18 protein-coding genes are annotated in these 22488 nt (G+C 47.9%); 7 read left to right on the top strand and 11 right to left on the bottom strand.

Going from position 1 to position 22488, the window contains the following annotated elements:
• Nucleotides 1–3: 3 nt before the first annotated feature.
• Nucleotides 4–1926 (bottom strand): biosynthetic arginine decarboxylase, encoded by a 1923-nt coding sequence (speA, locus tag ACOQOZ_RS16005; protein ID WP_420589152.1) that lies wholly within the window; start codon nucleotides 1924–1926, stop codon nucleotides 4–6.
• Between the two features lie 78 nt (nucleotides 1927–2004).
• On the opposite strand from speA, the gene speE reads away from it, so the two are divergent.
• On the top strand, nucleotides 2005–2895 hold the full coding sequence (gene speE / locus ACOQOZ_RS16000; RefSeq protein ID WP_420589151.1) for a polyamine aminopropyltransferase: 891 nt from the start codon (nucleotides 2005–2007) through the stop codon (nucleotides 2893–2895).
• A gap of 85 nt (nucleotides 2896–2980) precedes the next feature.
• Here the strand turns inward: speE and ACOQOZ_RS15995 are convergent, their stop codons facing one another.
• Nucleotides 2981–3364 carry a hypothetical protein gene (locus ACOQOZ_RS15995; RefSeq protein WP_420589150.1) on the bottom strand — a complete coding sequence of 128 codons (384 nt, stop codon included), beginning with the start codon at nucleotides 3362–3364 and terminating at the stop codon, nucleotides 2981–2983.
• A 289-nt stretch (nucleotides 3365–3653) separates the two neighbouring features.
• Here ACOQOZ_RS15995 and ACOQOZ_RS15990 point away from each other — a divergent pair, with 289 nt between their 5' ends.
• Complete coding sequence (locus ACOQOZ_RS15990; RefSeq protein WP_420592427.1) at nucleotides 3654–4112, top strand: hypothetical protein; 459 nt, start codon at nucleotides 3654–3656, stop codon at nucleotides 4110–4112.
• A gap of 43 nt (nucleotides 4113–4155) precedes the next feature.
• Here ACOQOZ_RS15990 and ACOQOZ_RS15985 read toward each other — a convergent pair whose 3' ends face one another.
• Nucleotides 4156–4731 carry a hypothetical protein gene (locus ACOQOZ_RS15985; RefSeq protein ID WP_420589149.1) on the bottom strand — a complete coding sequence of 192 codons (576 nt, stop codon included), beginning with the start codon at nucleotides 4729–4731 and terminating at the stop codon, nucleotides 4156–4158.
• 220 nt (nucleotides 4732–4951) lie between these two features.
• On the opposite strand from ACOQOZ_RS15985, the gene ACOQOZ_RS15980 reads away from it, so the two are divergent.
• Entirely contained in the window at nucleotides 4952–5218 is a 267-nt protein-coding gene (locus ACOQOZ_RS15980; protein WP_420589148.1) for a DksA/TraR family C4-type zinc finger protein, read from the top strand.
• Nucleotides 5219–5305: 87 nt separating this feature from the next.
• On the opposite strand, the gene ACOQOZ_RS15975 is transcribed toward ACOQOZ_RS15980, so the two are convergent.
• Nucleotides 5306–6040, bottom strand: coding sequence for a lysophospholipid acyltransferase family protein (locus ACOQOZ_RS15975; protein ID WP_420589147.1), 735 nt, complete (start codon nucleotides 6038–6040; stop codon nucleotides 5306–5308).
• 185 nt (nucleotides 6041–6225) lie between these two features.
• Nucleotides 6226–8415 carry an FAD-binding oxidoreductase gene (locus ACOQOZ_RS15970; RefSeq protein ID WP_420589146.1) on the bottom strand — a complete coding sequence of 730 codons (2190 nt, stop codon included), beginning with the start codon at nucleotides 8413–8415 and terminating at the stop codon, nucleotides 6226–6228.
• Between the two features lie 190 nt (nucleotides 8416–8605).
• On the opposite strand from ACOQOZ_RS15970, the gene ACOQOZ_RS15965 reads away from it, so the two are divergent.
• Nucleotides 8606–9646 (top strand): AraC family transcriptional regulator ligand-binding domain-containing protein, encoded by a 1041-nt coding sequence (locus ACOQOZ_RS15965; RefSeq protein ID WP_420589145.1) that lies wholly within the window; start codon nucleotides 8606–8608, stop codon nucleotides 9644–9646.
• 12 nt (nucleotides 9647–9658) lie between these two features.
• Here the strand turns inward: ACOQOZ_RS15965 and ACOQOZ_RS15960 are convergent, their stop codons facing one another.
• The 3 genes from ACOQOZ_RS15960 to ACOQOZ_RS15950 are packed head-to-tail and all read right to left on the bottom strand — an operon-like array spanning nucleotide 9659 to nucleotide 12257.
• The gene (locus tag ACOQOZ_RS15960) at nucleotides 9659–9790 is read right to left on the bottom strand and encodes a hypothetical protein (protein WP_420589144.1); all 132 of its coding nucleotides are present in this window, start codon (nucleotides 9788–9790) and stop codon (nucleotides 9659–9661) included.
• Nucleotides 9790–10785: a cytochrome d ubiquinol oxidase subunit II gene (gene cydB / locus ACOQOZ_RS15955; RefSeq protein ID WP_420589143.1), complete on the bottom strand. Its 996-nt coding sequence runs from the start codon at nucleotides 10783–10785 to the stop codon at nucleotides 9790–9792. Before cydB ends, ACOQOZ_RS15960 begins: the two co-directional genes overlap by 1 nt.
• A complete protein-coding gene (locus ACOQOZ_RS15950; RefSeq protein ID WP_420589142.1) occupies nucleotides 10785–12257 on the bottom strand; it encodes a cytochrome ubiquinol oxidase subunit I in 1473 nt (490 codons plus the stop codon). The genes cydB and ACOQOZ_RS15950 overlap by 1 nt, the downstream gene beginning before the upstream one ends.
• A gap of 321 nt (nucleotides 12258–12578) precedes the next feature.
• Between ACOQOZ_RS15950 and ACOQOZ_RS15945 the strand changes: the two genes are divergently transcribed.
• Together ACOQOZ_RS15945 and ACOQOZ_RS15940 are read left to right on the top strand one after the other, a co-directional pair.
• Complete coding sequence (locus tag ACOQOZ_RS15945) at nucleotides 12579–14549, top strand: sensor histidine kinase (protein ID WP_420589141.1); 1971 nt, start codon at nucleotides 12579–12581, stop codon at nucleotides 14547–14549.
• On the top strand, nucleotides 14549–15940 hold the full coding sequence (locus ACOQOZ_RS15940; RefSeq protein WP_420589140.1) for a sigma-54-dependent transcriptional regulator: 1392 nt from the start codon (nucleotides 14549–14551) through the stop codon (nucleotides 15938–15940). Before ACOQOZ_RS15945 ends, ACOQOZ_RS15940 begins: the two co-directional genes overlap by 1 nt.
• 75 nt (nucleotides 15941–16015) lie before the next feature.
• On the opposite strand, the gene ACOQOZ_RS15935 is transcribed toward ACOQOZ_RS15940, so the two are convergent.
• A complete protein-coding gene (locus ACOQOZ_RS15935; protein WP_420589139.1) occupies nucleotides 16016–17476 on the bottom strand; it encodes a hypothetical protein in 1461 nt (486 codons plus the stop codon).
• A gap of 280 nt (nucleotides 17477–17756) precedes the next feature.
• Nucleotides 17757–19523, bottom strand: a complete 1767-nt coding sequence (locus tag ACOQOZ_RS15930; protein WP_420589138.1) for an acyl-CoA dehydrogenase C-terminal domain-containing protein — start codon at nucleotides 19521–19523, stop codon at nucleotides 17757–17759.
• 173 nt (nucleotides 19524–19696) lie between these two features.
• On the opposite strand from ACOQOZ_RS15930, the gene ACOQOZ_RS15925 reads away from it, so the two are divergent.
• Nucleotides 19697–21733, top strand: a complete 2037-nt coding sequence (locus ACOQOZ_RS15925; RefSeq protein WP_420589137.1) for an FAD-dependent oxidoreductase — start codon at nucleotides 19697–19699, stop codon at nucleotides 21731–21733.
• A gap of 34 nt (nucleotides 21734–21767) precedes the next feature.
• On the opposite strand, the gene ACOQOZ_RS15920 is transcribed toward ACOQOZ_RS15925, so the two are convergent.
• On the bottom strand, nucleotides 21768–22364 hold the full coding sequence (locus tag ACOQOZ_RS15920) for a Crp/Fnr family transcriptional regulator (protein ID WP_420589136.1): 597 nt from the start codon (nucleotides 22362–22364) through the stop codon (nucleotides 21768–21770).
• Between the last annotated feature and the right edge of the window lie 124 nt (nucleotides 22365–22488).

The following is a 22488-nucleotide window of genomic DNA, read 5'->3' as shown; positions in this document are numbered from 1 at the left end:
CCATCACGACAGATAGGTGTATGCCTGCAAAGACTCACTCAGCTCTTTACTGAATTCGGCTTTGTCGCTATCGGTTAAATCAGACGCCGCCACCTGCTGTTGTAAACGTTGCTGAATATCTTCCGGGCAGAAGTTCACATAATCCAATACATCGGCAATATCGTCGCCCTGAATCGGATTCTGCAGCTGCACATCGCCATTTTTATCCAGCACTACATCGACCGAGTCGGTGTCACCAAACAAGTTGTGCATATCGCCGAGGATTTCCTGATAAGCGCCCACCAGGAAAAACGCCAGCTGTTCGCCTTTTGCGATACTCGGCAATGGCAGACAGGTTTCAATACCGTCGGCATCGACGTAGCTGTCGATACGACCGTCGGAGTCACAGGTGATGTCCTGCACAACCGCACGATGACGCACCGGATCATGATGACCCCGCACCGGTAAAATCGGGAAGATCTGGTTAATGCCCCAGATATCCGGCAGCGACTGAAACAGCGAAAAGTTCACGAATACTTTCTCCGCCTGCTTCTCGTATAACTCATCCAATAAATCGCGATGGCTGCGATTGCCCGGATTTAATCGCTGTTTTAATTCACGGCTGATACGGCTGTAGAGCGCTTCCATTTGTGCCCGCTGAGATAACGAGAACAACCCCAGGGCAAAGCCGGATTGCGCATCACCGACCCAATGCTGCACATCGTGATAAATCTCAACCAGCGAACGCGGGCTGATGTTGTGTTTGTCCTGTGCATAACACAGCTGATCAAAGATCTGATAAAGGGCTTTTAATGCTTGTGGCGCCTCATCTTCGGGAGGATTAACCACACCTTCCTGCGGACTTTCTGAATCAATAATCTCAGTTAATAACAGCGCATGATGGGCCGTCATCGCCCGGCCAGATTCGGTAATAATGTTCGGTTGTTGCGCCAGGCCGAGTTCATCACAGATATCTTTAAATGCCGATACTACATTACGAGCGTACTCCGCCATGCTGTAGTTCATCGAGCAATAACTGCGCGAGCGCGTGCCTTCGTAATCAACACCTAAGCCACCACCCACATCCAGCCATTGTACCGGTACTCCGAGTTTTACTAACTCGGCAAAAATGCGGCTGCATTCACCTAAGCCGGTTTGAATATCACGGATATTGGCCAACTGTGAGCCGAGGTGGAAATGCAGCAGCTGCAGATAATCGAGCTGGCCTTCAGCACGTAGTTGCTCAACCACCTGCAGAATCTGATAAGCCGACAAACCAAACTTGGATTTTTCGCCGCCAGTATTTTGCCAGTTACCTTTGCCGATGGTGGCTAACCGTGCGCGAATACCTAAGCGTGGTTTCACGTTGAGGCGTTGTGCTTCTGCCAACACCAGCGGCAGCTCGGATAACTTCTCGATCACGATAAAGACCTGATGGCCCATCTTTTCCGCCATCAGTGCCAGGCGAATAAAGTGCGCGTCTTTATAACCGTTACAAACTACCACGCCTTTATTGGTTCCAAGCTGGGCAAGCACGGCAATGAGTTCTGGCTTACTGCCCGCTTCCAGCCCCAAGCGTTCAACTCCGGCCTGCTGCTGGCCTGTTAACAGCTGCTCCACCACCGGCTGCTGCTGATTCACCTTAATCGGATAAACCGGCGTGAAACCGCCATTGTAATCCAGCTCGTCACGGGCCTGCTGAAACGCGCTTACCAGCGAGTGCACTCTGTTGTGCAGAATGCCCGGAAAACGCACCAGCACCGGCAGACGCAAGCCCGCACCTTTTAGCTGCTCACCTAACTGGTTTAAGTTAACGCCATTGCCGTTATCAGCCTGTGGATGAATGCATAAGTCACCAGCAGCATTAACCTGAGCATATCCCTCACTCCAGTAGGGTAAGTTGTAATGCTCTGCAGCACTGCTGGCTTTGCTAGAATCCAATGTCATAAGGGGTATCCGAACGGCGGGCGGTTAGGGTATCTTTGCGCCAATTTTAAAACACATCTACATCTTTGAGTATCAGCTATGAGCACATCCGATCAAAGCACTGCTTTTCCACAAGGCCAGGGGTGGTTTACCGAAGTTTTTGATTCCGAAGGATCAGCCTTCTCTCTGAAAGTGAAAGAGAAACTGGAAAGCGTACAAAGTGAATTCCAGACCATCGATATGTACGACACCGAAACATACGGCAAGTTGATGGTGATCGACGGCTGCACCATGGTCTCTACCCGTGAGAACTTCGTGTATCACGAGATGATGTCCCACGTAGCACTGTTCGCTCATAAAGATCCGAAACACGTTGCCATTATTGGTGGTGGCGACTGCGGCACCCTGCGTGAAGTACTGAAACACCCGGGTGTGGAAAAAGTGACCCAGATCGATATCGATGAAATGGTCACCCGTATGGCGGAGAAATATTTCCCGGAACTGTGTGAATCCAACGCCGATCCTCGTGCTGATATCCGTTTTGATGACGGCATCAAATGGGTGAAAGACTGCGCACCAGAGTCGCTGGATATCATTATTATCGACAGCACCGACCCGGTTGGCCCGGCAGAAGGTTTATTCGCCGTCGATTTTTACCGCGATTGTTTTAAAGCCCTGCGTGAAGGCGGCATTGTGGTTCAGCAAAGTGAATCGCCGCTGTATCACAGCAACACCATTATTAAAGATATCCACGTGGATATGGCGACAGCCGGTGCGACGTCTTCTCACACCTTCCAGTTCCCGCAGGTGATTTATCCATCGGGTTGGTGGAGCTGCACACTGGCGTGTAAAGGTGGCGATGCGACTGACTTCCGCATTGATGATGCGGTGAATAAAGAGTTCCGTACTGAGTATTACAATGCTGATATTCATGCCGGCGGTATTGCGATACCGGAATTTATGAAGCGGTCTCTGGGAATTGAGGACTGATTCTTTTTAGTTGATTAAACCCGGGCGCTTGCCCGGGTTTACAGGCGGCTTTATTTCTAACGAAAAAATTCTACTGAATTTTCAGCTACAGCTTAAACTCCCGACCCAATAGCTTTTCGACCAACTCTAAATTTCCTTGGCCCTGAAAAGGTACCAACTCAACTTTCAGTGTCCTCGCGTCGATAACAGTATAAGTAGATTCCGAACATCCAGAGCCACCACAAATGGCCAGAATCAATATTTTATCCACACCAGTTGTACTTTTCTCACAATAAGAGCTGACATAATCTACACTTTTCAGAATTAGTTTTGTGTTGTCAGCTCCATTCTTTGCTTCAACGATAAACCGGGTACTCTCCCACTCACCAACTTTCTTAATATCGATTTCAGTTCCTCCACAAACTTTAGCCTGTGCAAAGGCTAATGGGGAAAATATTGCAGTAAATAAGATTATTAGAAGTGCTTTCATAAATTAGTAAGCCTAAGATTTTTGATGATTTTGTATTTTATAAAACTATCATCAATACCAGCTTCATACTATACGCTGTACTTAGCATTAATCAGAAAAAGGGCCCTACTTAGGCACGAAATCCAGGGCAACCCACCCGACAACTGAAAAGTCGATTACCGTGTTATCACCGGCATCCAATACCTGCCCGATTATTACACTCCCGTAATAGTGATTTTCAAACCAACCCCATTACCACCACCATCCAAAGGCATATACTGAATTCAGTAGCCAAACAACAAGCAACAATATCCGGAGGTCACTATGGCAGTGTGGATGGGCAAAAGACGGTGCACCAGAATCTCTGGATATCATTATTATCGACAGCACCGACCCGATTGGCCCGGCGGAAGGTTTATTCGCCGTCGATTTTTACCGCGATTGTTTTAAAGCCCTGCGTGAAGGCGGCATTGTGGTTCAACAAAGTGAATCGCCGCTGTCTCACAGCAACACCATTATTAAAGATATCCACGTGGATATAGCGACAGCCGGTGCGACGTCCTCTCACACTTTCCAGTTCCCGCAGGTGATTTATCCATCCGGTTGGTGGAGCTGCACACTGGCTTGTAAAGGTGGTGATGCAACAGACTTTCGTATCGACGATGCGGTGAATAAAGAGTTCCGTACTGAATATTACAATGCTGATATTTATGCCAGCGGCATTGCGATACCGGCATTTATGAAGCGCTCTTTGGGAATTGAGGACTGATTCTTTTTAGATGATAAAACCCGGGCGGGTGCACGGGTTTATCTCAATTTAACAATCTATTCTTACTTTTTTCATCCATAAAGATGAAAGACTCTTCACAGTACTTGTAAACCTCCCGAAAAGAAGACTTGCACTCACTAACTTCATTCTCTTTTGCGGTGGATACAATAGAGTCGATAAGACCAATCTCAGGGGGTAGATGAAGTTGTTTCTTCAGATTTAAGATAGCTCCTTGCATGTTTTTATTATTTTGCAAAGCACAAACTAAAATAGAATATTTTATAATTTCTGAGATACGGATCTCATCAATTTCATTGACGCACTCATACTGCGCTTTCACCAAGTGACGAAGGGCATCATTGTGAGCTTTATTCAATTGATGGTCAAACGCCTCATTATCTTCAAACACTGACAATACACCCAACATTATAGAGATACCGCCGAGAACCGTAACTATAACTACTTTAAGGTCTTCATCTTCCCAAAAAATAATTATTCCAAAGACAACTAAGCTCGATACCAATCCAGAAAATGCTGAAAACCAAAGGCCAGAAAAAGATTTTAAGAAAAATATAAATAACCCTGAGATAACAACAAGTATGGCGATAAGAATCTTCATTAATAGCACCCTCAATATACCTATATAAATATTTATCAAAAATAACAATAAATAGCAATCCTATATATAGACAAATTAGTCAACAAAGTTCAAATAACCCACCACGATTATTACCCCCCCCGTAATAGTGATTTTCAAACCAACCCCATTATCACCACCACCCAAAGGCATATACTGAGTTCAGTAGCCAAACAACCAGCAACAATATCCGGAGGTCACTATGGCAGTTGGATGGGCAAAAGACGGTGCAGTGCAGGATCAGATCGATGCCACGGTATCAGATGCCGTCGCGCTGGCACGCAGCCGTATCAGCCACGGCGAAAGCCTGAGCCATTGCGAAGAGTGTGGTAACGATATTCCAGAGGCACGCCAACAGGCGATTCCCGGCGTACGTTTATGTGTGTTGTGTCAGAGTGAGCTGGACGAGCAGCAGAGGGCAGTATCGGGTTATAACCGCCGGGGAAGTAAGGATAGTCAGTTGCGATAGATCTCCTGATTATCTCTCAGAAACAATAAAGCCCGCCTGACTTCCATCAGGCGGGCTTCAATTTTTTAACAACTCAAAGCAGTACGATTAACCCAGCGAACCATCATACCCCGGTGCCAGCTTAGTCAGTCGATTAGTCTCTTCTTCGATCAACTTCTGACAACGACGTGCCAGTTCCGGCGCATCATCCAGAGTTAAACCCTGAGTGCTGATCGGTTCCATACAATTCGCTTTAAGCACGCCCGATTTAAAGCGGTTGTAATTCAGTGTTTTGGAGTGCCAGGCAAACGCGACCGGCTGAATAGGTGCTTGAGCTTCAATCGCTAATTTAAATGCACCTAATTTAAATGGCAGTGGTTTGCCGTAGTTACGGGTGCCTTCCGGAAAGATAACCAGACTCAGATTTTTATCGGTCATTTTTTTCGCCGATTTTTCCAATGCCTGTTTGGCTTTATCACGCTGTTCACGCTTCACCATAATATTACCGGCTAATAAAAATACGGCGCCGATAAAAGGAATATAAACCAGCTCCCACTTGGCCATTGCCACTGTGCCTTTACGGATCAAGCGCATGCAAAAGAACAAATCTTCATTGCTCTGGTGATTCGCGATAATCACCGTAGCTTGCTTAGGCTCGAGACGCTCGGGATGTTCAACATCAAGGGTAATGCCCCAATAACGCTTAAACACTTCAAACGCAGCGATACAGATATCGCCCATATTGTTGCGGTGCATCGGCCGGATAAATACCAGCGGTAACAGTGCCAGCGCCACCAGTGCTAATAACACGTAGGCGACGGTCAGTCGGAGTCTATAAATCATGGAAACTTCAGAGTACGTTTTTGAGTTTTCGGCGGGGTATCTGCCAAGGCGGCGCATTTTAGCACTTTATTCTGATCAGACAATGACCAGACAGCCGCTGCTGCAATGACAAAAAAGCCCACCTGGGATCACCTGGTGGGCTTGGAAAAATACACAGACGAATGCAAAACGAAGGCGACTAACGATCAGGCATCAATCACCAGATTGCTGCGAGCATAAGACGTACACAGGGTCACCGCTGGCCACTGCTCATCGTCTTCGCCATAAACCTTGCCTTCCATCTTGCGACAAGAGCAGGCCTTACACACGCCATTGCGACAGCCACTCTGATGCTCAATGCCCAGCTCTTCCGCCAGCGCCAGTAAGTTGGTGTTCTCATCCACTTCGACACGAATATCCGACTTCGCAAACAGTACTTCATGTTTGGCATCGCTATCCGACAGTGGCGCATCACTGGCACTGAAGGCTTCAAGGAAGAAGTTCTGCATAGGGAAGTCATGCTGCTGCAGAATATCTTTTACCGCATCCATCAACCCTTGTGGACCACAGATATAGACTTCACGTTCACTCAGATCTGTCACCAGACGCTGCATCATGTCAGCAGACACCAAACCTTGTTCAAAACCACGCACATCCGCAGGATTCTCACTAACAATATGATGCACTGTAATATCGCTGTTTATCGCCAGTTCGTTAATTTCCTGCTGGAAAATAATCTCCGATGGCGAACGATTAAAATACAGCAAGGTGACATCTTGCGTACCTGAGGTTTTTAAATCCCGCAGCATACTGATGATAGGAGTGATACCCACTCCACCAGCAATCAGCAGCTTTTTACTGTGGCTACCGGATAAACCAAATTCACAACGAGGGCGACCCATAATGGTCAGTTCATCTCCCACCTGCATATGGTCCGCCAGGTAATTAGAAACCTGCCCGCCGTTTACTCGCTTTGCGGCAAATTCAAGATGACGGCTTTGATCACTGCTGCGGGTCAGGCTGTATTGGCGAATCTGCTGTTTGCCATTAATGGTCACTGCGACATTAATAAAGGAACCGGCTAACCATTCTAAGCGTTGCCATTTTTTCGGTAATTCCAGAATAAACGACGTCGCCTGACCATCGATGTGTGCTTTGCGTTCGATCACCTTGGTAGTCGTCTGGTATTGCACATCATCACCGTGAACCAAATCGTTCGGACGACGAACATGCTCAACAATACGTTTCACCAATGTGACTGGGTTTAATAACGGCCAGACGGATTTATCCGATTCATTAGTTGGCAGAGTGTGTTTCAGAATAGTCGTCACCACATTTTTACTGGGCTGACCAAAACCTTCCATGCGATAAGGCACACCGTATTTTTCACAAATGGCTTTTACCTGAGGTGCCAGTTCACGCAAACGGTTTGGTGGTAAGTCCGGGTAATAGTGATGTTCTAAATGGTAATTAATGGCGCCATAAAAAATATCGGCAAAGCTGGTATCCAGAGTTTCATCTTTTAACGCATTCATCTGATCCAGGTATTTTTTCGGGAAGGGTTTGTCGTTATGAAAGTTCACCGTCGCCGCCGCCTGGCGCAGGTAATAATCCGCTTCCGTTTCGTGTTCTATCTCTTCAAACACTTCACTTTCTTCAGTCATATGAGAAGACGCCAGAATCAACCCCAAATAGGCATTGGCAATCGAACGAGCCAACAGGTTAGCGCTGCCAACCCGGAAAGCACGCCAACCATGTTGCAGTGGCATAGAAATATAACTGTGTTTAACCTCACGCCAGATACGACCTAACGGGTTAGTAATACCTTTACGGGTCAGACGCTCATTACGTGCAACATCCGCTGACATCGACGTGTACATAGCGTAATAATGGGCATCGTTTAATAAAATCCAGCCCAGCGCGAAGGGTTGAAAAATTGAATACCAGCGCCATTTTTGTGCGCCGTTTACCCGGAAAGCAAAATACCCTAAATCGTGGTCTTTCTCTTTAATATTGGTAAATGGATGGTGCACCGTGTTGTGCATTAATGCCCAGTCTTTTTCATCCATGGTGTTGTTCCACGTCCACTTACTTGAGTGGAAGCGACCGGCATTTTCCAGGTGGTCATACTGACCGTGCAGAATATTATGACCCAGCTCGGAGAACTCGATGGTGTAATGGGAAATCAGCATCACAATGCCACTTTTCCAGCTGCTGAAGCCTTTCCCCTGATTGATTAATTCACGACCTTTTTTCTCCAGCGCTTTGGAGAAGCGGTCTACTTTTTCAATATGATCCAGATCCTGCTGGCCAACCTTAGCTTTGGTTTCGCGGTACAAAGCAGAGATCTCGGCAGCAAAGGCTTTTTTCTGTTGTGGGGAAAGCATCACAGGCATATCGGGTTCACCTCTTGTTATTGTGCGCCCAGGGTGTTGAAGGTTGAAAGTTTTGCAGCGGGCAGCGAACACAGGATTAGTTTGACCCAAATCCATAAGTCCGCTTATCATTTTACGTCACCAATTTGCCTTTTTACGTCAGACTGAGCAGGATATAACCACTAACTTGCAGCAACTGAGTGACGCGTGAATGTCGCACGGCTATATCAACACCAGCTTTCTTACCGGATTCAGCGACCTGGCGATCAGCCGGGGTGGCAACCCAACCGTGCTGTATGAAGCGGTCGGACTGGATCGTGATAGCTATATCGATGAGAAGTTTTCCACCTCAGCCACCAGTCACCCACGCCTGCTGGTTACCCAGGAGCAGTTTGTTGAGTTGCTGGAACACAGTGCCCGTGAATTGAATTGCCCGGACCTGGCACTGCAATTAGCCAAACGCCAGGGTGCTTATATCCTCACGCCCTTAGTCCCCATGTTTGCTAACTGCCGGACTTTAATGGATGTGATTAAAGTGCTGGAAAAATACATGAGCCACATCGTTTATGGTGGCCAGATTGAAGTGACGGTGGGCGAAAATCATATTCACACCTGCGTACGTGCCGTACACCCACACCTGTTACGTTATACCCAAATTGAGGATTATGTTTTAGCCGTGGTGTATAACGCGATTAATCATTTATTAGGAAAGAATTATCCACTACGGGCCTGCTATTTTACCCGCCACGAAACCAACCCGGCACAGATTGAACAATACGCCCAGTACTTTGGTTGCCCGGTGGTATTTAACAATCATGAATTAGCGGTAACGTCTGACAACGCTTTAATGGATCAGTCGGTGGCGGAAATTATCAGCCAGTTTATTAACCGGGTTAAGCGCAGTATTCCGGAACACCACGCCGGATTTATTCATCAGATTCGCCAAACCATCAGTTTATCGCTGGCCAATAACGGCGCGCCCATTGAAGATATTGCCCGGGTATTAAACATGGGCCACCGTACATTGCAGCGGCGCTTAAAAGAGCACAACATCAGCTATCGCGCCCTGGTGGATTCGGTACGTCATGAACTGGCCAACCAGTATTTACAACATTCCAGCTACAGCTTTACCGATATTGCCGGGTTATTAGGCTACAGCAATTTAAGTGGTTTCAGCCGCAGTTATCAGCGTCATTGTGGTTTATCGCCAACCCAGGCCCGACAACAGTTCTTGCAGCTGCCGGGCGAGTGATTCGGATAACGTTCAGAGAAAGCCCAGCAGCGCTTTTGCACTGTATGCCACCAGCGCCAGAGTAAACACTCCGGCGAGATACAAGATCACAGCGTTACGCAGCTGATGGTTTTTTTTGGTTTTTGCAGAATTAACAGCCGCCATCAGTAACCATCCTTTAACGAAGTTTTACCACTAAAAGTCCGGTAGCTGTAAATGTTGTAGCTGATAATAACCGGGATAAATACCAGAATACCCACCAGCGTAAAGTACACCGACTTATCCGGCGCAATCGCTTCCCAGATGGTTAACCGACCCGGAATAATGTACGGGAAAATACCGGCAATTAAACCACCAAACGCGGTCATAAATAATCCCATGGCATAACCCAGAGGCTTTAAACCCGGATCATTATCTGCTTTAAGCAGCTGCCATAAACGCCAGGCAAAAAACAGGGTGAGGAGTGGTAACGGTGCCAGTATCAGATTTTGCGGGAACACCAACCAGCGCTCGGCAATCACCGGCTGATCCAGCAACATCCAGATACTGACTGCTGCCATAAAGCCCAACATAGCGAACAATAAAGCCTGAGCATAAGCTTTGGCACGCTTATGCAGACCCGCCTGGGTTTTACGCACTAACCAGCAGGCACCCAACAAGGCGTAACCCGCCACCAGCGCAAACCCGGTTAACAGTGAAAACGGCGTTAACCATTGCACCGGATCGTCCATGGTTTTACCCGCAGACATATCACCCACTAATGCACCGAGGATAATGCCCTGACAGAAGGTCGCGATTATCGAACCGGCCGCAAAGCTGATGTCCCACCATTTTTGGCTGGTGTCGGATTTAAAGCGGAATTCAAACGCCACCCCCCGGAAGATTAACGCTATCAGCATCATAATAATCGGCAGGTATAAATTCGATAATACGAAGGAATACACCACCGGAAAGGCAACAAACAACACCACACCACCAAACACCAGCCAGGTCTGGTTGCTGTCCCAGATGTGCGACAGGCTTTTCATGGCGATGCCTTTTTCATCGGCATTTTTCAGCAGCGGTGACAGAATACCCACACCCAGCGAAAAGCCATCCAGTAATACATACACCAGAATGCCAAAACCAATCAGTAATAAATAAACGAGTGCGATATCCATTATTTTTCTCCTTTATTATTTTGATCGGATAAATATTGCGACAGCTCTTGGCTGTAACCCATGTCTACCTGAGCCGGATTTAACGTTGCCGGCAAGTCTTCATCTTCCAGGTCATTACGTTCCAGCGATTCCAGTGCCTCTTCAATCGACATCGGCCCTTTTAAAATCAGCTTGCGCATAAAGTACAGGTAGGTGAAAAACAGCGTGGTGTACACCAACACAAACAGCGCCAGGGTAAAGGCAACGTTTTCTGCCGGAATTGGCGAAATCACGTCCACGGTACGTACCAGCCCGTTCACTAACCAGGGCTGACGACCCACTTCCACCACATACCAACCGGCTAAGGTAGCGATCACACCGGCAGGAATCATAGCCACAGCAAATAAATGCAGTGGTCGGCTTTCAAATAAAATGCCTTTGCGACGGGCATACCAGCCAGCCAGACCCAGTAACAGCATCAAGCCACCCAGACCCAACATAATGCGGAAGGAGAAAAACACCACAGCCACCGGTGGACGGTCTTTCGCTTCCACCTGATCCAGACCGGCAATTTCACCGTCGAGATCGTGAGTAATAATTAAGCTGGCCAGTTTCGGGATGGCCACTTCCATTTTATTGCTTTCGGTTTCTTCATCCGGCCAGGCGAATAAACGTAATGCCGCACCTTTTTCGGTTTGCCAGATGCCTTCCATCGCCGCCAGTTTCACCGGCTGATGTTCCGCTACGTTTAAACCGTGGAAATCACCAACCACAACCTGCAGCGGTGCCAGTACCAGAATCGCTGCCATCGCGGTGGAAAAACCAATTTTGGCAAACTCGGTGTGTTTCTTTTTCAGTAGGTAGTACGCGTTCACGCCAGCAAATAACAACGACGCCGACAGGAAGGTCGCCAATAACATATGCGCCAGGCGGTACGGGAACGACGGATTAAAAATCACTTCCAGCCAGCTGGTAACGTGGAACACACCGTCGACAATTTCATAACCGGCGGGTGTGTGCATCCAGGAGTTGGCGGCCAGAATCCAGAACGACGAAAACACCGTACCGATGGCAACGGTACAGGTGGCGATAAAATGCACCTTGGGTGAAACCCGGTTCCAGCCGAATAGCATAATGCCGAGGAAACCGGCTTCAAGGAAAAACGCGGTTAACACCTCATAAGCCAATAGCGGTGCCAGCACCGGCCCCACCACTTCGGAGAATTTACTGAAGTTGGTGCCAAATTCATAAGACAACACCACACCGGACACCACGCCCATACCAAAGGTGATGGCAAACGGCTTCATCCAGAATTTTACCTGTTGCAGGTAAGCAGGATTTTTTGTTCTCAGCCACATACCTTCCATAAAGGCCAGGTACAGCGACAGGCCAATGGTGATGGTGGGAAACATAATGTGGTAGCTAACCGTGAAGGCGAATTGAATCCGCGACAGCATGGCGCTATCGGGCATAGAAGCGATAACATCCAACATAATTGAGTACCTAAAGTGTGTTGCGTTAAGCAAAGCTCTGACGGCTTTTTGGTGCTGATCAAACCGGTACCGACCTCTCTACAAGGTTCAGCCCTTAGGCCTGGTTATTGCTGAAAGCGTGCCAGACCTGGGGTTCAGGCGCAGAAAAGCGGGGTTAATACTCACTTACTAGCCTGTAACCCTGATCACAACTGACGTGCTGGCGATCTGGTACAGCCAGCTGTTTTGCTTGCTACTGCATTATAGGCAGTGAAAATTACCCATTAGGTGTAAACTGGGTAGACACAAACCCAGGCAAGCCGTAAAGAGAGTTTACAGTTCATGCTGATCACCCTGTTCACCGCCAGTATGTGGCTCACACTGCTTTCGGCCTCCGGCACCGCCTGGTGGTTATGGTCACGCCGTCGTGAAGAACCGGCTCTGGTAGCGCTGGCGGCGTTCTGTTTGTCGATGGCGCTGTGGTGTTCCGGCCACCTAGCGGTGATGTATAACCAGCCGCAACTGGCGATTGCCCTGCTGCTGGCCAATCCGTTATTGCCGACCAGTTTCCTGCATTTTGTGGTGTTGTGGTTACGCGGCAATTTGCCATTACCCGAGCGCATCTATCGCTTTATTCCACTGCTGTATCTGATGGCGCTGGCGGTGACTGCGCTGAGTATTATTGGCGATGGGGGTCATCTGGCGGCCTGGAATATCTTCCCGCAGTTTTTCCATATCGACCGGGTGGGTTGGTTAAACGTGGTGTATACCGTGGTGGTCGGTGTGGTTGCCCATATCCTGCTGTTGTTTGGTTATCGCAACAGCCGCCAACACGTCAGCCAGCTGAATAAGCGTCGTTCTATCATCGCGATGTTTATTGCCAGTGGCTGGGGATTTTCACTGGCCACCAGTTTTATTCTGCCGTCGCTGCATATCGATTTTTTCCCTTACCCCATGCTGGCATTACCGACCTATGCGGTGTTGCTGGTGTATTCCGTTGCGCGTTATCGCTTAGTAGAAGTTAATCGCTGGGTGAGTCAGGCATTGCAGTGGCTGGCGGTTCTGGTGGTGTCGATGCTGCTGATGACGCTGTTGTTGTCGTTATTAGCGCCGGTGGCCATGACCGAGCTGGCCGACGTACCCACGCTGCAGCTGTTCTCTTACTCCAGCCTGTTATTAATGCTTGCCTGGTTGTTATACGGCCCGGCACGACAGTTTTCTGATCGGCTGGTGTATCCCGGTGCTACCATCGACGAAAGCACCCTCAACCAATGGTTGCAGCAATTAAACAGCGCCACTTCCTGGCCTGCGCTGGCCAAAGCGATTGAAACTGTTTGGAAGCAACACAAACCATCCGCCCAGCAGGATAACCATACCGGGGTAAAGATTTTTGCCTCCAACGGCGATGTGCTGGTCGACAGTGATCAGCCAACGTTATTCACCTGTATTAAACGTGGCAGCTGGGAATGTCATTTACACGGCTGGCAGGATCAACCGCCGAGTAAACAACATATGGCGGAATTATTAGCGACCTTAATTCCGAATGTCTGCGCCTCGCTGGAACGTTCATTACAGCTGGCTAAGGTCGAAGCCAAGGCCGAGCGGGAACGGATTAAACAGCAGCATCTGGTGGAGCTGGGTGGTTTAACCGCCGCCATCGCCCACGAATTACGCAACCCGTTGAATATTATTAACATGGCTTCGGCACAAACCGATCCGGCGATTAAAGGCCATATTCAGAATCAGGTGGCCCGGGCCGAACTGCTGATTCGCGATACCCTGGCCTACGCCGGGAAAATGGAATTGCAGCTGCGCGAAGTGAATTTATTACCACTGATTCGCCAGGTGTGTGAGCAGATTTCCGGCCTGTATAAAGTACAGATCGACCATGAGTTACCGCAGCAATTAACCGCCTGTTTTGACGCCGATAAAATTCAGCAGATTCTGATTAACCTGTTGGAAAACGCTGCTGCGTTTGTCGATAAAGACGCAAGCCAAAATCAAGAATCAGGCAAAACAGCAAACGCCAAAGCCGATATTTTACTGGTGGTGAAATACCAGCAGGACGATAAAAAACTGATGCTGGCGGTACATAACCAAGGTCCGGCCATTCCCGAAGACGTGCTGCCCCATTTATTCGAACCTTTTATTACCAAACGCAGCGGTGGCACCGGTCTCGGTTTGTCCATTGTTCGCCGTATTGTGGATGCCCATAACGGCTGGATCGAGCACCGCGACGATCTTGGCTGGCCGGTGTCTTTTATTATCACCCTGCCTATTCCCTGCAGCTGTCCGCCCCACGGAGAATCATAATGAGCGCACGTATTTTATTAATTGATGACGAACGTGCTTTTTGTGAGCTGTGCAGTTTATGGCTGAACCAGAGTGGTTATGAAGTGGTTAGCTGTGGCGATGCTGAATCTGGCCTGACGGCGTTTAACCAAGCCAAACAGGATCAGCCGTTTGATCTGGTGATTCACGATCTGGCGCTACCGCCGAGCTTTCATCCACAAGATGGTCTGCAATCGATTCAGCATTATCAGGATGTGCCATTACTGGTGTTAACTGGACATGATGATCGCTCGCTGGCGGTGCAAGCGATTGAGCTCGGCGCCTGGGATTTTATCGCCAAGCCGGTTGATCCGGATATGTTAAAAATCATTATTGCCCGGGCGCTGGATAAACACAGTTTATTAAAACAGGTTTCTAACCTGGAGCAGCAGTTACAACAACGTCAGCCGGACACACCGGACTTTGGCTTAATCGGTAACAGTGCTTCGGTACAGACCACCCGGGAATTAATTCAGCGTATTTCTGCCACCCAGGTGCCGGTCTTTATTCAGGGCCCCAGCGGTACCGGTAAAGAAATTATTGCCAATGCAATTCACCAGGGCAGCAGCCGCAAAGACAAAGCCTTTATCTCAGTTCATTGTGGCGCTATTCCTGCCGAACTGCTGGAAAGTGAATTATTCGGCTATAAAAAAGGTGCTTTTACCGGCGCCGATAAAGATCGTAAAGGCCTGTTAGCAACTGCCGACGGCGGCACCTTATTCCTCGATGAAATTGGTGAAATGCCACTGGCGATGCAGGTAAAATTACTGCGGGTATTACAGGAAGGCAGTTATTATCCGGTGGGCAGCCGCGAGCTGGAACAGATTGATATTCGCCTAGTCAGCGCCACCAACCGTGATGTACCCAGCGAAGTACAACAAGGGAATTTCCGCGAAGACCTATATTACCGCATCAAGGGTTTAACCATTACCACCACCGGACTGGAACAACGCAAAGAAGATATTACGCCACTGGTGAATCACTTTATTGCTTTGTATAACCAGCAACACAACACCTCCCTCAGTGTTGATAACGATGCCTGTCGCTGGTTTTTATCCACACCCTGGCCGGGTAATGTGCGAGAACTAAAAAACACACTGGAAAGTGCTGCAGCCATTTCGCTGAATAACAGCATCAGCATGCAGGAGATTCAGTTAATTCGTGGTGATTCCGCTGCTGCGGTTACTACAAGCTCCGGACAACACAGCGAAGTAGCATCGGATGCTTCACTGGAAGAACAGGTTTCTGCGCTGGAAATTAAACTGATCCAGCAGGCGCTTGATGCAAATCAGGGGAATAAAACTCACAGCGCCCAAGCGCTGGGAATTACGCGCCAGGGGCTGATTAATAAGATTAAACGGTATGGGTTGTAGGGGTGATACAACTTCGCGTTCATGTGGTGGACGTATAAACAGTCATTGCCAAAAATGCTCGAAACTGAGCTTCTATTACTTATACTTCCATGACAACACAAGTGGTTTCTTATTAGCAGGAGCCCGAAACTTTTTCTTAAAGTGGTCATTGAACAAGTCAACCATCAAATCAAACTTCTTCTCGTCAGGGTTAACCAGCTTATCCTTATCAATATTAAGAACTATTCTTCCGTCAAATTTTTCATTAATACGGCTTCGCCAATCTTCATCCATATTCCCCCAGTGATTATAGGAATATTTCTGAGCAACTAATTTAATTTCAATTTGACCAAATCGAAGAACGTCACCTAGTTCTTCGTATGAAACGTTTATTTCATAGTATTCAGCTTCCCCATCTTCAATTGTTTTATGGCTAACAAAGCCCTTATCTTCAACAACAATTGAATAAGGCACATCTTCTTTTAACTCATCCGCAGATATAATTAACAATCCACCGTAGGCTGTGAACCTCTCTACACCTCCACCACTATCAAGACCCATATAGATGTAATTACCCCTCACAATTGGGTAGGAAGCTGTGCTGATAGTAAATCCAGAGGGAATCTTCAAATCCTGAATGGTTTCACCCGTAGCTTCATTCATTATCCGGAGAGTATCATGCTGAATACGGAGAAATAAGAGTTCACCATTCCCCCACAATCCACCGATTTCATTGAAGCCGTCAGGATTCGTATACTCAACCTGCCCTTCAAGAAGCAGGCTTCCATCAACTGCACTAAGAACTACCCACTGATGGCCTTTTTTACTAGATAAATAGACTCTATTACCAATCAAGTTGCAATTATCGATATAGAAACCAACATCTTTGACCCATTGAGTATCGCCACTCTTCTTGTCCAGCGATACGATCTGTCCATCAATATTTTTTTCTTCCAAGCTCCCTAACCTAATAATGACAGAGTCGTTATAATCAAACAAAGACTCCATCACTAGAACAGAGTCTTTATTGTCGAATTTCCTCGCCCATAAAACTGACATATCAGAATTGATACAAGCTGTTTTATTATCAACATATTTATCATATGTAAAAAGACATTCATTTGATAGGAATGATTCAGATATAACAAAATCCTTAATTACCTGATCTGGGTTTTCATTAAGATCAGAATAAACTTCGACACTTCCTTCACAACCTCTAGATTCAGAACTAACCAAAGCCTTATTCTCAAAAGTGACAATGCCACTGGTATAGTATTCACTAGCTCCTAAAAATTTATATTTTTTTCCACTTAAAGAATAGAAAACTACTTTATTATCGTCAGTCGGAGTCAACCCCTGGTTCCCATCAAAAACTCCCACAAGATCGCCATCAATTTCATTCCATCTACTAAAATACCTATCGGGACAATAGTTTCCATAATCATAAGAAAAAAATTCATCATCAATTATAAGGCAATAAGTATGTCCACCGTATACCAACTTTCCTTGAGGCTCTCCCCTTTCATCACGCCAGTCAGATATGTGTATTACCTTCATTAAATCTCACTTACCTTGAATATATAATTGTTGAAGAGAAGCAGAAACCAACCCTAACACTTTCTCATTAATTAACAATTACAAAGTTATCATCGATTCTTAAAACCATACTGTTTTCGGAGTAACAACTCGTCAAACTTTATGAGGAAAGCTGCACAGCAGTATTGGCTTCAGTCAGGAATCGACTTCGAAGAAGAACGAGCAGGAGAACCCTGGCGCGAGAATTACGTGCCAGGGGCTGATTAATAAAATTAAGCGGTATGGGTTGTAAGACGGCTAACTACCAAACAGCATCCAAACTATTCAACTCAGCCAACATAGTTGCCTGGTGCCCCGCCGTTCTTGGCAGAATCCGTTGCAGATAGAAGTTCGCCAGCTGGATTTTCTGCTGCAGGAATTCAGCGCTGAACTCTGAATCGTCTGCCTTTAATAGCTCGCAGGCTTCAGCAGCAGATTTCAAATGGAAATACCCCAACGTCACATAACCGGAATACATCAGGAAATCGAAACTGGCCGCTCCGGCTTCATCGTGATTCTGCATCGCTTTCATGCCGATCTTCATGCTCAGGTCCGGCCATTCTTTGGCAAAGCCATGTAATTGTTGAGCAAGCTTCGCCAATTTTGGATGCTCCAGATTCTCTTTGCATAACAGATGAATTTTTTTAGTAAATAACCGCAGGCTGGCGCCCTGATTTCCCAGCACTTTACGCCCCAATAAATCCAGCGCCTGAATGCCGGTAGTGCCTTCATACAAGGTAGCAATACGGCCATCGCGATACAGTTGTTCAACGCCATTTTCAGAGATAAAACCATGGCCACCGTATACCTGAATGGCATGGCTGGCACTTTCCAAGCCAGCTTCGGTACAAAAGCCTTTGGCAATTGGCGTTAATAATTCGAGCAATAGTTTTGCGTCTTTATTTTGAGGGTCTTCTGCCAGTTGATCGAGCAACTGCGCGCAATAATTTGCCAGCGCCCTGCCACCATCAGCAAAAGCCTTTTGTGTTAATAACATACGGCGCACATCCGGATGTTCGACAATGGCATCGGCTTCGCCTGCCGGATTTTTCACGCCGGATAAGCTGCGCATCTGTAACCGTTCTTTAGCGTACTCCAGACTTCTCTGATAGCTGTGCTCACTCAGGCCAACACCTTGTAAACAGGTGCCCAACCGCATTTCGTTCATCATGGTGAACATGGCTTTAATACCGCCATTTTCTTCACCGACTAAATAACCGAGCGAGTTTTCGAAACTGATGGAGCAGGTTGGGCTGGCATGAATGCCCATTTTTTCTTCGATGCCGGTACAGACAACAGCATTATCCTGCTGCCATACCTGAAAACCGTCCTGAATTTTTTCCGGAACAAGAAACAGAGATAAACCTTTAATGCCCGCCGGAGCCTGCGGTAAACGGGCTAGCACCAGATGAATAATATTGTCGCTGGCGTTATGACTGCCGTAAGAAATAAAAATCTTACTGCCGGTAATGCGGAAGCCTTCACCATCCGGCAGTGCTTTACTCCGCACCAGTCCCAAATCACTGCCACAATGTGCTTCCGTCATACACATGGTGGCGCTCCAGCGCCCGGCAATAATCGGCGGCAGGTAGGTATCGCGAAGTTCATCGCTGCCGTGGGAAATAATGGCGCGACAAGCCGACATGGTCAGTGCTGGCAACATGGATAACGCATGGTTGGAGGACGTCAGCATTTCACCAACAAAGGAGCCTAATACTTCGCTTTGCTGCTGGCCGCCCCAGCGTTCCGGCATGGCTAACCCCATCCAGCCCGCATCGGCATAGTTTCGGAACGCGGCCCTGATCGGCTCCGCCAGCTGCACTTTACCGTTTTCGAGCACACAGCCTTGCTGGTCACCGCTGCGATTACAGGGCAGCCATTGTTGTTGTGCCAGCTTGGCCGCTTCTTCAAGGATCATACTCGCCTGCTCGCGGCTGTCGCTGCCTTCAGGGCTGGCGTTGCTGCCACTACTCTGCTGCTGACTGCGCGCCAGAAAGGCCATGTCCTGCAGCGGAACCTGATAACTCATCGTGTCGATCTCCATCATTTGTTGTTATGGCAGCTATGCTTGCTGCTTTGCTATTCAGTATGAGCAGGCTCGATTTTGGCTTCCTTAACAAATGATAAGGCGCGCCGGAATCAAAGCTGCAATACTGCTGCTAACTGGCCGCAGAGCCTTATGATGAGAAGAGATAAAAAACGATGACCACACAAGCTGCTAATCCGCATTACCCTAAGCTGTTAGAACCACTGGATTTAGGTTTCACCACGCTGAAGAACCGCGTGTTAATGGGCTCCATGCACACCGGCCTGGAAGAAGAGAAAAACGGCCTGGAACGTATGGCTGCCTTCTTTGCAGAGCGTGCCCGTGGTGGTGTCAGCCTGATCGTTACCGGTGGCTTTGGTCCAAGCGCTCACGCGGCGACCCACCCACAAACCAACATCATCAAAAGCGACGAGCAAGCGAAAGAGCACCGCGTCATTACAGATGCGGTACACGCCGAAGACGGCAAGATCTGTATGCAGATTCTGCACACCGGCCGCTATGCCTTTAACCCTCAGTCGGTTGCACCGTCGGCAGTACAGGCACCGATCAACCCGTTTAAGCCACGCGAGCTGGCAGAAAACGAAATCGACAACGAAATTAACGACATCGTACAGCTGGCCAAATTCGCGCAGGTCGGTGGTTACGACGGTGTCGAGATCATGGGCTCCGAAGGGTATTTTATTAACCAGTTCCTGGCTCAGCGTACCAACCAGCGTGACGACGAATGGGGCGGTGAATACGAAAACCGTATGCGTCTGGCGGTTGAAGTGGTGCGTCGTACCCGTGAAGCGGTGGGCGAAAACTTTATTATTATTTACCGCTTATCCATGCTCGATCTGGTCGAAGGCGGCAGCACTTACGAAGAAGCGCTGGCGTTAGGTAAAGCCATCGAACAGGCCGGTGCCACCATTATTAACACCGGTATCGGCTGGCACGAAGCGCGTATTCCAACCATCGCGACCAAGGTACCCCGTGCGGCATTCACCTGGGTAACGGCGAAATTCCGCGATCACCTGAATATTCCGGTAATCACTTCTAACCGTATTAACACGCCGGAAGTGGCAGAAGAAGTACTCCAGCGTGGTGATGCCGATATGGTATCGATGGCGCGTCCATTCCTGGCCGATCCGTTTTTTGTGCAAAAAGCAGAACAAGGCCGAGGTGATGAAATTAATACCTGTATTGGCTGTAACCAGGCGTGTCTCGACCACGTATTCAGCGGCAAGTTAACCTCTTGTCTGGTGAACCCACGTGCCTGTCATGAAACCGAAATGATCATGACCGATGCCCCGGTGAAGAAAAAGATCGCAGTGATTGGTGCTGGCCCGGCGGGTTTGGGTTTCTCCACCACCGCCGCAGAACGTGGTCACGACGTTACTCTGTTTGATGCTGCCAGCGAAATTGGTGGTCAGTTTAATGTAGCGAAACAGGTTCCGGGCAAAGAAGAATTTTACGAAACCCTGCGTTACTTCAAAAAACAAATTGAATTAACCGGCGTAAAACTGGAATTAAACAGCCCGATCTCGGTTGAACAATTAAATGCCAGCGACTTTGATGAAGTGATTCTGGCCACCGGTATTAACCCACGTACGCCAGAGATCGAAGGCATCGAACACGATAAAGTACTGAGCTACCTGGATGTATTACGCGATAAAAAACCTGTCGGTAAAAACGTCGCTGTAATTGGTGCTGGCGGTATTGGTTTTGATGTTTCTGAATACCTGGCCCACAAAGGTGAAGCCACTTCCCAGAACATCCCGGCCTTTATGAAGGAATGGGGTGTTGATATGAAGCTGGAGGCTCGTGGTGGTATTGAAGGTATCGAAGCTCAGCCAGGTACCGGCGAGCGCAATATCTTCCTGCTGCAACGTAAAACTTCCAAAGTGGGTGGCAAGCTGGGTAAAACCACTGGCTGGATTCACCGTACCGGCCTGAAAAACAAAGGCGTGAATATGATTCCGGGTTGTGAGTACCTGAAGGTCGACGACCAGGGTCTGCATATTCGTGTTGGCGAAGAAGTGAAAGTACTGGAAGTGGATAACGTGGTTATCTGTGCCGGTCAGGATCCTGCCCGTGCATTAACCGAAGGTCTGGAAAAGTCGTATCACTTAATTGGTGGTGCTGACGTCGCAGCCGAACTGGATGCTAAGCGTGCCATCGATCAGGGCACACGTTTAGCGCTGTCGCTGTAAGCAACTCAGGTTGTCCGATAAAAGCTTAGCCGGTTTATGACTGGCTAAGCTTTTTTCGTAAACGGGATAAAGAAACCGGCGTTACGTTTAAATACGAAGCAATCTGATACAGGGGTAATTGCTCTGCCAGCTCCGGGTTTTCTTTTAAAAACCAGCGATATCTTTGCTCTGCCCCACCCAATAACATCTGCGCTTCACGCCGCGCAGTTTTTAAAAACACCGATTTTAAAATAGCATTTTCTGCGGTTAGCCAGGCAATGTTGTCTTTACCGGTTTCGATTAACTGTTGATATTCGGCCACTAATACCTTGCTACCCGTCAGTGCCTGCAAATAAAACGGGCTGGCTTCTTTGGTAGTTAATGAAAACACCGGAGCAATAACTTCACCCGCCTGATAGAACTGCTGGTTTACCTCGTTACCGTTCTGGTCGATGTAATACACCCGGAAAATACCATCAACAAAGAAATACACATCCTTAGCAATCTCTCCCGCTTCGATCAGGTGCTCTTTTTCTGCAATGTTGCGACCAGCAAACTGCTTCGCCAGAAAACGTGCATCACCGGTTTTACACTGGTAGTTGTTTTCCAGAGCGGACAGAAAAAGCTGAATATCCGGATTATCAGGGGTCATAGCTACAGGCTGGCTCAAATGCGTCATCTCATAGGGATAGTAGCAAATCCGCCCGAGCTATTTGAAGACAAGCCGTCTTTTGGCTCAACATCACCTGGCGAAACCGCCGTTGTGATCAAGTCTT

Origin of the sequence: Bacterioplanoides sp., assembly GCF_965219715.1 — a bacterium.
Lineage (GTDB): Bacteria > Pseudomonadota > Gammaproteobacteria > Pseudomonadales > Oceanobacteraceae > Bacterioplanoides.
Note: the sequence above shows the minus strand (reverse complement) of the source record. Positions and strands in the feature narration are given on the sequence as shown.